Here is an 11,560-nt window from a genome sequence, read left to right as displayed (position 1 = left end):
CCTGCGCTCGCTGTTCGTCCTGGTCGCCCTGGCCACGCTCACCCTTGTAGGATTGGTCTGGCTATCGGTGAGCAACGGCCTGAGGCCGCTGGCGCGGCTCCGCGCCGACCTGACAGGGCGTGGCGCCGGGGACCTGGCGCCGATCGCGGCCGAGGAGGTGCCCTACGAGATCGCGCCCGTGGTGGCGGGCTTCAACGAACTGCTGGACAAGGTGGAAGCGGGCGCGCGCGCCCAGCGCGACTTCATGGCCGACATGGCGCACCAGCTGCGCACGCCGCTGGCCGGCCTGCAGCTGCAGCTCGAATGGCTGGCGGCGCGCCATGTGCAGGATCCCGAAACCCTGCGCGCGGTCGGCCTGATGCGGCTGGCCAACGAGCGCATGATCCGCCAGGTGAACCAACTGCTGGCCCTGGCGCGCGCCCGGCAGGGCCAGCCCGGGGCGGCGCACGAGGCGCTCGACCTGGCGCGCCTGGTGCAGGAATCGGTCCAGTATTTCGTCGAGGAAGCCGGCCGCCGCGGCATCGACATCGGCTTCGAGCTGGCGCCCGCGCCCGTGCGCGGGGATGCCTTCCAGCTGCGCGACCTGGTCGACAACCTGGCCGACAATGCGCTGCGCTACACGCCGCCGGGCGGCAGCGTCACGCTGGTCACGCAGGAGGAACAGGGAGAAGCGGTGTTCGCCGTGGAGGACACGGGGCCGGGCATTCCGGCCGCGCGCCGCGCCCAGGTGTTCGAGCGCTTCGTGCGCCTGGACGACAAGACCGCGGGCAGCGGCCTGGGGCTGGCCATCGTGCGCGACATCGCGGCGGCCCACGGCGCCCGGGTGGAACTGGGCGACGGGCCGGGCGGACGCGGCACGCGGGTCGCGGTCCGCTTTCCGCGAACCGCGTCGCCCAGGCCGCCGGATCAGTCCGCGCCCGAGGTGTAGCTGTAGGCGCGCTTGCGCTTGGAGCTGATCGCCGGGCGGATCTTTTGCGGGGCGATCGGCACGCTGGCGCCGGGCGCGCCGTCCGAGCCCTTCTGCACCGCGCCGATCACGACCGTGGTGGCCTTGCCGTCGACCGGCACGCCGTTGGCCAGCACCGGCGAGGGCGGCAGGCCGCCGCCCACGAAGGGCGAGGAGCGCTGGCCGCCGCAGGTGCCGGCGACGCCGATCGCGCCGCAGCCGTTGAGCAGGTTGACCCAGTAGCCGCGCGCCTCGCCCAGGGTGGTGGAGCAGGTGCCGGCCGCCGGCGGGATCGGGCGGTTCGAGCTGAAGGTCACCAGGCCGCCCGCGATCAGGGCGGAGGTCACCACCTGCTCGCCCTGGCCGTTCTGGTTCAGGTCCATGTACCAGCCCTTCAGGCTGCTGGTCGGCACCACCGGCGTGGCGGACGAGCTGTTGGTGGCCGTGACGTCCTGCAGGGTGTCCAGGTCGACCGTGGCCGTGCTCGCGGGGGCCGCCAGGTCGTCCTTGTAGACATAGAAGCGGTTGGTCACCTGGTTGAAGGCGTAATGGCTGGCCAGCGGATGCTCGCGGTCGCCGCTGCCGATGGCGACATAGACGTAGCCCTGGGTGGCCAGCAGCGCCGGCGCGAACAGGAACTTGCGTCCGGCGCCGCCGGTGCTCGCCACCTTGCGCTTGGTCCAGGAACCGTTGGCCAGCGCCGAGCCCGAGGTGCTGGTGAAGTCGATGCGGTACAGGTTGCCGCCGGTGTCGGCCGCATAGGCGTAGTCCGGCATGGCGTCGTTGTTGATGTCGACCATCGCGATGTCGGCCGCCACCGCGCGGTCGGTGCCGAAGCTCTGCAGCACGGCGCCGGTGGCCGCGTCCAGCACGTAGATGGCGTTGCCCGTGGTCGAGCCGCAGCTCGGGACCTTGGCGTCGTTGTCCTCGCAGCTGTCGTAGCCGCCGCCCACCACCACCACCGGGCTGGCGCCGTTGCCGTAGCCCTTCAGGAAGGCCACGCTCGGGGTCGACCAGGTCTGGCCGATGGCGCTCATGCCGGCGGTGCAGCCGACGACGCCGGTCGGGTTGGGGCAGCCCGCCTTCCACTTGAATTGCGGATTGTCCGGGTTGCTGACGTCGAGCGCATAGATCATGCGGCCGCCGCGGCGCATGGTCGGGTAGATCCACACGCGCGAGCTGTCGGCGTTCTGGTAGACCCCGGTCGAGCCGTCGAAGAAGTAGTCCTTGGCGGTCGGCGCCGGGGTGATGCCACTCGGCAGGTTGGGGTAGGCCACCAGCGGCAGGTTGCTCTTCAGGCGCGACAGGCGCGTGAAGAACTCGGGCGCGATGAAGGCCCAGCGCTCGACGCCGGTGGCGGCGTTCAGGGCGCGCAGGGTGCCGTCGTTGGCGCCGTAGTAGACCGTCACGCCGAGGCTGCCGCCGTAGTTGACCGGCAGCGGGCGCGAGTGGATCACGTCGCCATGGATCGAGGGACGTGTGGTGTTGCTGGGGCCGCCGCCTTTCTCGTTGTTGGTGTCCTCGCCGCGGATGAACTTCACCAGGTTGGTGTCCATGCCGCTGTTGGCCGTGGTGAGCGGGGTCAGGATGGCGCCGAAGTGGGTCAGCACGGTGCGGTTGACCACGTTCGAGGTGCCGGTGCCGCTCGGCACGTTACCCTGGCGCAGGATCTGGGCCGCCGCGCCTTTTTCCACGAAGGGGCCGTCGGGGGCGTCCGAATACTTGTTGAAGCTGCTCACCGTGCAGCTGCCGGCCGGGTCGGGCGACAGGCCCAGGCCGCTCCAGTAGGTGCCGCTGTCGCTGGTCCAGTAGCTGGTGGCGCAAGGCGTGACGAAGCCGGTGTTCGAGTTCACCGCCGGTTTCTTGGCGGCGTCGCCCAGGTCGATGCCGCTGCCGGTGCTGATCAGCTGGTAGCGCTTGAGGTTGCCGAACCAGCGCGGCTTGGCGTCCGGATCCGGGCGGAACATGCCGATGAAGACCTGGTTCTCGTTCTGCGAGCGGTTGGTGGCGTTCACCGGCAGGCTGGTCGAGGCGAAGGTGGTGTTGACGGCCTGGATCTCGATCAGGATTTCCTTGAGCGCGTCGACGATGGCTTCCTCGTTGCGCGCGGCGAAGTACTTGCCGCCCCCGGCGCGGGCCATGCTCAGCATCAGCGAGGTATGCTCGCTGTTCGGCTGGGCGTTGTAGACGTCGATCGTATAGGTGGTCACGTTCGGGCGCAGCGTGCTGCCCGGCAGGGCGATGCCGCGGTCGTGCATCAGGCGCACCCATTCGTCGGCGTTGCGGGGGCCGGTGTCGTTGCTGTAGGTGCCGGTCGGCACGTTGGTGATGATGGTGTCGGTGGCGTCGACGTTGTAGCGGCTGGTGTTGGCGGCGCAGGTGCCGGCCGGGCTGGGGGCGACCGTACCGACCTTGCAGCCGTCGGTATAGCCGGTGCAGGTGCCGGTGAAGGCCGCCAGGCCGGCCGCCGCCGCGGTCGCGTTGGCGTAGCAGGCGGCGGTGGTGCCCACCGTGGTGGTGGTGCTCACGCTCTGGCTGCTGAAGTTCGGCAGGCCGAGCTGGGTCACCGGCACCAGAGTACCGTTCGCGTTCAGGTTGCCGTTGAGGGTATTCAGTGCGGTGGTGTTGGCGGCGGTGTCCGAGGACGGGCCGCTGGCGTTCGGATTGCCGATGAAGATGATGAAGGTCTTGCCGCAGGCATTGTCGGCGCTCAGCGGCGACCTGAAACGCGTGTAGTTGGTGGTGTAGCCGTTGCTGTCGGCCTTGCTGGCCACGACGGCGGTGGGCGAAAACGCGTTCCCGCCCGCCAGGTAGTTGTAGACGTCATACAGCAGGTTGCCGTAGGGCGTGTTCGAGTTGCGCTTCTCGTCCGGGCTATTGATGTTGTTGTAGATCGTGGTCAGCTCGGTGCTGAAGGCGGCCTTGTTGACGTCGTTCATCGGCTGGATGGCGCGCCTGACGAAGCCGCCGTCCTGGTTGGCGTTGCCGCCGGTGACGAATTCCATCAGGCCCATGCTGACCGACCCGTCGACCTCGTTCAGCACGCGCTTGATCGCATTGGCTTCCGCCTGGCCCTGGGTCGCGCTCGACCATTTCTGGTTCTGGCGCGCCCAGTTCGAGGTGTTGTCGAGGACGATCAGGATGCGCGGATTGACGCCGGTGCCGGCCGAGGCCCCGGTGAAGATGTCGATGTCGTCGGCCCCGGCCGGCAGGCTGGCGGCCAGCAGCGCGCACGAGGCGGCGCCGGCAAGGAGGCGCGAAAGTGGATGGCGGAACATGCGGGCTCCTTCAGGTGGTGGGGCAATTGTTGGTAACGTCGTCGCGCGCCACGCGCACGGCCACGCCCTGGGTGACCTGCACTTCGGCCTCGGTTTCCACGTCGGTGGCGGCGGCGCTGATCTCCCAGACGCTGTCGGCGCAGGCCGAGTTGCCGTCGACCGAGCCGGCCACGCCGAAGCTCTGGGCGCTGCCCATGCTGCACACCTGGTCTTCCACCTTGGCCAGGTCGAGCGCGGTGTTCTTGATCACGGGCGCCTTCACGCAGCTGGGGCGCGGCGCGATCCGCACGCGCACGTCGTCGGTGCCGTCGCCGTTGGTATCGACGCAGCGCTGGTTGGGACCGCCGCAGGGGCTGGCCAGCACATGGTCGGGCGTTTCCGAGAAACGGGTGGTGCTGATCGCTTCCTCGATCACTTCGCGCGCGGCCGCGGCGGCCTCGTCGCGCTGCTGCATGTTGCTGACGATTTGCAGGTTGCTCTTGCCGACGTTGAAGGTGGTCAGGGCGATCAGGGTCAGCAGCACCAGCATGACCAGGGCCGTGACCAGGGTGATGCCGCTTTCGCGGCGCGGGAACATCATGGCAGCCTCCTTCCGGCCGGGTTGGGCAGGGTCACCTGCGACTGGAACACGTGGCGCTTGAAGCCGTCGGAATACGGACCGGCGGTGTTCGGGGTGCCGTCGGCGATCAGGCCCAGGGAGTAGGTCTTGGCGTCCTCGTAACCGGGCGTGGCCTCGGTATTGCGCGCCAGCAGGTGCAGGCGCACGGCCACCACGCTGCGCCAGTTGGCCACCGCGCAGGGACCATTGTCGCAGGCGTTGGCGGTCGTGGGATCCGCGTTGAACAGGTCCGCGGCGCCGTCCTTGGCCAGGTCCAGGCCGTATTCCACCTGCAGCTCCTCGACGCCTTCGGCCAGCGGCACGATGGTCCAGGTCGGGGCGCTGCCGTCGCTCCCCAGTTCGGCGCGCTTGAGTGTCGGGATGCCGTCGTCCTCGCGGTTGTTGTTCGCAATGAAATAAATGTGGGTCTGGTAGCGCCGGATGGCGGCCAGGGTGCCGGTGTCCGCCGTCGGCGTGCAGTCGCGCTGGCGGCGCGTCAGGTTGGCGGTGCTCAGACTGAGGGCATAGAAGTCCTCGACGGTGGCCGAATCCAGCTGGCTCGCATTGTTGCACAGCGAGGCCTGGAAGAAGGGGCCGCCGCTCGCGACCGGCGCGCAGCTGCCGACCCCGGCCACGCAAGTGGCGGTGCGGCGCACCACCAGCACATCGGTGCCTTCGCGCACGTCGTCCAGGCAGTCGAGGCCTTCGCTCTCGCCGTCCAGGCCCTGCACCGGCAGGATCAATCCGTTCTTCAGCTGGGCCAGGGAGGCGGCGCAAGGGGGCGGCAAGTCGGCCAGGTCAGGCAGCACGCTGGGATCGAACTCGGCGTAGTAGCCGGCGTTGCGCAGGTCGACCGCCAGCAGGTCGATCGCGTAGCGGCCGTTCTCGACCTGGCGGTGGGCCTTGTCGATCTCTGCCTGGGTGCGGGTGTTCTTGACGAACATGGCCGACAAACCACCCAGGATGGCGAGGCCGAGCGCCACCGCGATCAGGAGTTCGGCCAGGGAGAACCCGCGCGCTTGGCGCAGGTGGCGGGGAAAGGCGCGCATGGCGGCTCCTCAGATGCAGGTGGGCAGGCCGACGGCCACGCGCACCGACACGGCGCGGCGGTTGGTGTCGTCGCCGTAGGCGTCGCGGCCGCATTCCTGGGCCGGGGCGCGGGTAGGGTGCAGGCCCTGCCAGGCGACCGTCACCTGGTAGACGGCCGGGGTGCACACGCCCGGGCTGGTATCGGCGGCGCGCAGCTCCGCGATGCAGCCGCGCGCGCCTTCCATCGCGCCGGCGTTGTTGCCGTCGTCGCGCTTCTCGGCCGCGCCCTTGAGTGCGGCGCTCCATTCGCACAGGTCGCGTTCGGCGCCGGCGGCAAGCTCCGAACAATCCTCGTCCAGCTCGTCGCCCGTGCCGAGCGGGGTCTCGGTGAGGTAGTCGGCCGCATTGGCGCTGTTGCCTGCCAGGCGGGATTGCATGTCCTGCAACAGTACCGACGCCTGGGCGCGCTGGTAGGACTCGATCGATCCGACCTGGGCCTTCGCCTGGAAGGCGGCCAGGCCGAGCAGGCCAAAGGCGACCACGACCATCGTGATCAGGACTTCGATCAGGCTGACGCCGCGCTGGGCGTGAAGGGAAGCTGGCGTGGTCATGGCGTCAGCACTCGCTGTTGGTCTGGCTGGGGCGGCCGGACAGGTCGACCGATACGCAGCGCGCCGCGCTATCGCCGACGCTGATGTCGAAGGCCGGCAGCGCCGTGCCCTTGACCCGGCCGTTGGGCAGGTAGATCACGCTGGCCGGGCCGTCGATGGTGGCGCCGGCCACGGCCGGGTGGTCGTCGAGCAGGCGGTCGGCGTCGCCCGGGGCGGCGATGTTCCAGCCCGCCTGCCAGCCGTCCTCGGCGGGCGCCAGGGTGACCTCGGCGTTGCGCTTGATGGCTTCGCTGCGCGCGCGGTTCAGCGCGGTGTAGAGGTCGGTGCCTGCGCTGCGTCCGCGCATCGTGGCCACCCAGTCGGCGTAGGCGGGGGCGGCCATCACGCCCAGGATGGCCATGACGGCCAGCACCGTCATCAGCTCCGGCAAGGTGAAGCCGCGCGCGCGGCCGGCCGGGCGGCTTACCATTTGTCGCCCGGGGTGCGGGTCCCGGCCTGGTTGATGCTCAGGGTGGCGTCGCCGTCCTGGACGGATCCCTCGACGGGAGTGGCGGTGATGGTGAAGGCCTGCGGCGGGCCGTCCTCCAGCTCGATCTCGATCTCGTACTTGCCGGCGAGGTTGTCCGGCACCGGCAGTGCCAGGTCGTCCACGCTGGACGCATAGCCGCGGGTGTCGGCCAGGAATTGGGCTTGCGCCTGGGCCAGTTCCACCAGGTAGGTCTGGGCGGCGCTGCGGTTGCCGCGCACCAGGTACTGGGTATAGGACGGGTAGGCGATCGCGGCCAGGATGCCGATGACGGCGACCGTCACCATCAGTTCGATCAGGGTGAAGCCGCGCTGGCGCCGGGGTAGGATGGAGAACATGGATCGGCCTCGCTGGAAGCAATGTGCATGAAATGTTGCCCAGTATAAACACTCAAGCTGTCAAATTGCTGAATTCGAGCTGACAAAATGCTGACACGCAACGCTTTTCATAGGGGAAGAGGGTCGGGTCGTTCACACAAGGAGGCCCAAGCCCGGTAAAATCGCCGGTTTTGCACGTACCGACTAGGCCGAGACCATGGCATCCGACATCGCAGCATCCCCATCCGACTCGCTTGAGTCCGCCCCAGCGGGCAAACCCGCCGCCGTGATCGCGCGCGAGGTGGCCCGCCGCCGCACCTTCGGCATCATTTCCCACCCCGACGCCGGCAAGACCACCCTGACCGAGAAGCTGCTGCTGTTCTCGGGCGCGATCCAGCTGGCCGGCACCGTCAAGGGCCGCAAGAGCGGACGCCACGCCACGTCGGACTGGATGGACATCGAGAAGCAGCGCGGCATTTCGGTCGCGTCGTCGGTGATGCAGTTCGAATTCCGCGAGCACGTGATCAACCTGCTCGACACCCCCGGCCACCAGGACTTCTCGGAAGACACCTACCGCGTGCTGACCGCGGTCGACTCGGCGCTGATGGTGATCGACGCGGCCAAGGGCGTGGAGGAGCAGACCATCAAGCTGCTCGACGTGTGCCGCATGCGCGACACCCCGATCGTCACCTTCATGAACAAGCTCGACCGCGAAACCCGCGATCCGCTGGAACTGCTCGACGAGGTCGAGTCGGTGCTGAAGATCGAGTGCGCGCCGGTGACCTGGCCGATCGGCATGGGCAAGAACTTCCGCGGCGTGTATCACCTGCTGAAGGACGAGATCATGCTGTTCAAGGCCGGCGAGGAGAAGGCCGACGGCGCCTTCGAGATCGTCAAGGGCATCGACAACCCCAAGCTGGCCGAGATGTTCCCGCTCGAGATCGAGCAGCTCAAGATGGAAGTCGAGCTGGTGCACGGCGCCTCGCACGTGTTCGACCTGGAGCGCTTCCTGTCGGGCGTGCAGACCCCGGTCTTCTTCGGTTCCGCGATCAACAACTTCGGCGTGCGCGAGATCCTGTCGGCGCTGGTCGACTGGGCCCCGGCCCCGCGCAGCAGGGACGCCACCGTGCGCGCGGTCAAGCCGGAAGAGCTGCCGTTCTCGGGCTTCGTCTTCAAGATCCAGGCCAACATGGACCCGGCGCACCGCGACCGCATCGCCTTCCTGCGCGTGTGCTCGGGTCGTTTCGAGAAGGGCATGAAGGTCAAGCACCTGCGCCTGGGGCGCGACGTCAAGCTGTCCTCGGTGGTGACCTTCATGGCCTCGAGCCGGGAACAGGTCGAGGAAGCCTACGCCGGCGACATCATCGGCCTGCCGAACCACGGCAACATGCAGATCGGCGACAGCTTCAGCGAGGGCGAGATCCTGACCTTCACCGGCATCCCGTACTTCGCGCCGGACCTGTTCCGCACGGTGCGCATCCGTAACCCGCTCAAGATGAAGCAGCTCCACAAGGGCCTGCAGCAGCTGGGTGAAGAGGGCGCGGTGCAGGTGTTCAAGCCGGTGCTGGGCAGCGACCTGATCCTGGGCGCGGTTGGCGTGCTGCAGTTCGAAGTCGTGGCCAGCCGCCTGCTCAACGAGTACGGCGTCGACGCGGTGTTCGAGAGCAGCAGCATCAGCAGCGCGCGCTGGGTGTCGAGCGAGGACAAGAAGTCACTGTCCGACTTCGAGAACCAGCTGGGCCACCAGGTCGCCTACGATGCGGCCGGCAACATGGCCTTCCTGGCCACCTCGGGCGTCAACCTGCGCCTGACCCAGGAGCGCTGGCCGAAGCTGACCTTCCACGCGACCCGCGAGCACGCGGCCAAGCTGGACTAAGCCGCGTCCGCCCTCCCAAGCCCGCCCCCGCATGCAGCGCCGGCGGGCTTTTTTGCGGGTACAGGCCGGCCGCCATCCTATCCAAACCAACAGGTAGCGTCCTGGCGGGGCACGCGTAGAATCCTGGCTTCCACACTCAACCGCAGCCCGCCGGGCCGCACCGAGAAGAAAAAAGCAACCATGCCACGTCCTGTCCCTTACTTCCGCTCCAGCGCCGGCGCCTGCGCGGCGCTTGCCGCCTCCCTCATGCTGGCCGCGCCGGCCATGGCCACGCCCTACGGCGACGCCCTGAAGGCGCGCAATTACCTGGAAGCGGAGCGGCTGGCCGATGCGGCCCTGGCGGCCGCGCCGCGCGACCCGCTGGCGCTGGCCGCCAAGGTCGACGTGATCGTGGCCACCGCGCCCGAGGCGCGCGTCGACGAGGCGGTGTCGCTGGGCGAGGCCTGCGTGGCCGCCCATCCGCGCGAATCGGCCTGCCATGCCGCGCTCGGCACGGCGCTGGGCTCGAAGGCGGTCGGCGCCGGCATCTTCTCGGCGATGGGTTATGCCGGCAAGATCCGCGACGCCTTCCGCAAGGCGGTCGACCTCGATCCCGGCAATGTCGACGCGCGCTTCTCGCTGCTCCAGTACTACCTGGTGGCGCCCGGCATCGTGGGCGGCGGCGTGGACAAGGGCCGCGCCCTGGCCGCCGAGACCGCGAAGCGCAGCCCTGATGCCGCCCAGCTGATGCAGGCGCGCATCGCCGCCAAGGAAGACGATTACGCGCTCGCCGAGCGCCTGGCGCGTGCGGTGAACGCGGCGCCCGGCAGCGACCTGGCGGACCAGCGCCGCGACGCGCTGTGGTCCCTGGGCATGACCCTGCTGATGGAAAAGCGCCATGCCGACAGCGAGCGCATCTTCCGCGAGCTGCAGGCTTCGTATCCGGACAGCGAGCTGGGCCTGTACGGCCAGGCGCGCCTGCGCCAGGAGCAGGGCAGGCATGCGGAAGCGATTCCGCTGCTGGAGCAGGCCGCCAGGGTCTATCCGCAAGGCGCGGTCTACTACCGCCTGGGCCAGTCGCTGCAGGCGGGAGGCAACAAGGCGAAAGCGCTGGGCGCCTACGAAAAGGCGCTGGGCGCGGTGCCGGCCCTGTCGAAGAAGCAGAGCGCCGACGCCGGCGCGCAGATCAGGGTCTTGCGGCAATAAGCGTCTTGCGCCCACGGCGCGGCCTGGTCTGCACGCCCGTCCGAATTTGTGACAATCGGTGAGAATCTGCTCAGCGGTCCCGTCCTATACTGGGTTCTTGCCTGGCGCGGCCAGGGCGAACCACGGGGAAAGACATGGACATGGATCGCTTCGACAGCATGGTGCGGCGCCTGGAACGGGAGAGCGCGGCGGCGCCCGGCCACTACCGCGCCAAGGTGGCTTTGCTGGCCTTGCTGGGATTCCTCATCCTGGGCCTGGTGCTGGCGACCCTGGGCGCCGGACTGGTGGCGCTGGCCGGCATCGCGGCGGCCATGGCCTACAGCGGCGGCGCCCTGATGCTCCTGCTGCTGGCGAAGTTCGGCAAGCTGCTGTTGCTGCTGGCGGTGCCGCTCTGGTTCACCCTCAAGTCCGGGCTGCAGGCGCTGTTCGTGCGCTTTCCCGCCCCATGCGGACGCGAGATCGCGCGCGCCGACGCCCCGTCCCTGTTCGCGGCCCTGGACGACATGCGCGTCAGGATGGGAGGCCCGCGCTTCCACCATGTCCTCGTGGTGAACGACGTCAACGCCGCCGTGGTGCAGCGTCCGGCCTTCGGCCTGGTGGGCTTCCCGCGCAACTACCTGCTGCTCGGCCTGCCGCTGCTCGAATGCCTGGATCCCGACGAGGCGCTGGCCATCGTGGCCCACGAGTACGGCCACCTGGCCGGCGCCCACGGGCGCTTCTCGGCCTTCATCTACCGCCTGCGCCATACCTGGGACACGGTCCAGGCGCACCTGGACCATTTCGAAGGCTGGGCGGCGAAGCTGGCCAGGCCGCTGGTGCGCTGGTACGCGCCTTACTTCAATGCCTATACCTATGTGATGGCGCGCGCCGACGAGTACCGCGCCGACGCCGCCGCGGCCGAACTGGTGGGTGCGGCCAGCGCCTCGCATGCGCTCAAGCGCGTCAACCTGGTGGCGCCGCGCTACGAGCAGTACATGGAGCACACCTACGGACGGGTCGACGGGGAATCCGCGCCGCCCGCCGACCTGCTGCATGGCTGGGCCGAGTACGCGCGCAGGCCGTGCGCCGCCGCCACCCTCAGGGTCTGGCTCGACGACGCCCTCGACCGCCAGGGCCACTTCGCCGACACCCACCCGACCCTGCGCGCGCGCCTCGCCGCGCTGGCCCGGCACGGGCAACAGGAATGGAGCCAGG

At 69.2% G+C, this 11,560-nt stretch carries 10 protein-coding genes; 4 read left to right on the top strand and 6 right to left on the bottom strand.

What is annotated here, in order from left to right:
* Positions 1–928: HAMP domain-containing sensor histidine kinase (locus KBW98_RS22535; protein WP_211522410.1), on the top strand; the 928-nt coding region annotated here is incomplete at its 5' end.
* On the opposite strand, the gene KBW98_RS22530 is transcribed toward KBW98_RS22535, so the two are convergent.
* From KBW98_RS22530 to KBW98_RS24015, 6 genes are read right to left on the bottom strand one after another with little or no spacing between them, the layout of a single operon-like run.
* Positions 907–4,224, bottom strand: coding sequence for a pilus assembly protein (locus KBW98_RS22530; protein WP_211522409.1), 3,318 nt, complete (start codon positions 4,222–4,224; stop codon positions 907–909). The genes KBW98_RS22535 and KBW98_RS22530 overlap by 22 nt on opposite strands.
* Positions 4,225–4,234: 10 nt before the next feature.
* Positions 4,235–4,804, bottom strand: coding sequence for a hypothetical protein (locus tag KBW98_RS22525; protein WP_211522408.1), 570 nt, complete (start codon positions 4,802–4,804; stop codon positions 4,235–4,237).
* On the bottom strand, positions 4,801–5,871 hold the full coding sequence (locus KBW98_RS22520) for a PilW family protein (protein WP_211522407.1): 1,071 nt from the start codon (positions 5,869–5,871) through the stop codon (positions 4,801–4,803). The genes KBW98_RS22525 and KBW98_RS22520 overlap by 4 nt, the downstream gene beginning before the upstream one ends.
* A 9-nt stretch (positions 5,872–5,880) precedes the next feature.
* Positions 5,881–6,462, bottom strand: a complete 582-nt coding sequence (locus tag KBW98_RS22515; RefSeq protein ID WP_211522406.1) for a prepilin-type N-terminal cleavage/methylation domain-containing protein — start codon at positions 6,460–6,462, stop codon at positions 5,881–5,883.
* A gap of 4 nt (positions 6,463–6,466) precedes the next feature.
* A complete protein-coding gene (locus KBW98_RS22510) occupies positions 6,467–6,931 on the bottom strand; it encodes a GspH/FimT family pseudopilin (RefSeq protein ID WP_211522405.1) in 465 nt (154 codons plus the stop codon).
* Positions 6,925–7,326, bottom strand: coding sequence for a type IV pilin protein (locus KBW98_RS24015; protein ID WP_211522404.1), 402 nt, complete (start codon positions 7,324–7,326; stop codon positions 6,925–6,927). Before KBW98_RS24015 ends, KBW98_RS22510 begins: the two co-directional genes overlap by 7 nt.
* Before the next feature lie 196 nt (positions 7,327–7,522).
* Here KBW98_RS24015 and KBW98_RS22500 point away from each other — a divergent pair, with 196 nt between their 5' ends.
* The 3 genes from KBW98_RS22500 to KBW98_RS22490 all read left to right on the top strand — a co-directional run.
* Complete coding sequence (locus KBW98_RS22500; RefSeq protein ID WP_211522403.1) at positions 7,523–9,181, top strand: peptide chain release factor 3; 1,659 nt, start codon at positions 7,523–7,525, stop codon at positions 9,179–9,181.
* A 180-nt stretch (positions 9,182–9,361) separates the two neighbouring features.
* Positions 9,362–10,366, top strand: coding sequence for a tetratricopeptide repeat protein (locus tag KBW98_RS22495; RefSeq protein ID WP_211522402.1), 1,005 nt, complete (start codon positions 9,362–9,364; stop codon positions 10,364–10,366).
* A 140-nt stretch (positions 10,367–10,506) separates the two neighbouring features.
* Positions 10,507–11,560, top strand: a 1,054-nt coding sequence (locus KBW98_RS22490) for a M48 family metalloprotease (protein WP_211522401.1), incomplete at its 3' end; no start/stop codon positions are given.

Source organism: Massilia sp. ST3, from assembly GCF_018119405.1.
GTDB lineage: Bacteria > Pseudomonadota > Gammaproteobacteria > Burkholderiales > Burkholderiaceae_D > Telluria.
This window is presented reverse-complemented; position numbering and strand designations above follow the sequence as displayed.

Bases quoted from the DNA above. Each gene is read 5' to 3' on its own strand.
- KBW98_RS22530 (WP_211522409.1), bottom strand. From the start codon at position 4,224: ATGTTCCGCCATCCACTTTCGCGCCTCCTTGCCGGCGCCGCCTCGTGC.
- KBW98_RS22525 (WP_211522408.1), bottom strand. From the start codon at position 4,804: ATGATGTTCCCGCGCCGCGAAAGCGGCATCACCCTGGTCACGGCCCTG.
- KBW98_RS22500 (WP_211522403.1), top strand. From the start codon at position 7,523: ATGGCATCCGACATCGCAGCATCCCCATCCGACTCGCTTGAGTCCGCC.
- KBW98_RS22510 (WP_211522405.1), bottom strand. From the start codon at position 6,931: ATGGTAAGCCGCCCGGCCGGCCGCGCGCGCGGCTTCACCTTGCCGGAG.
- KBW98_RS22520 (WP_211522407.1), bottom strand. From the start codon at position 5,871: ATGCGCGCCTTTCCCCGCCACCTGCGCCAAGCGCGCGGGTTCTCCCTG.
- KBW98_RS24015 (WP_211522404.1), bottom strand. From the start codon at position 7,326: ATGTTCTCCATCCTACCCCGGCGCCAGCGCGGCTTCACCCTGATCGAA.
- KBW98_RS22495 (WP_211522402.1), top strand. From the start codon at position 9,362: ATGCCACGTCCTGTCCCTTACTTCCGCTCCAGCGCCGGCGCCTGCGCG.
- KBW98_RS22515 (WP_211522406.1), bottom strand. From the start codon at position 6,462: ATGACCACGCCAGCTTCCCTTCACGCCCAGCGCGGCGTCAGCCTGATC.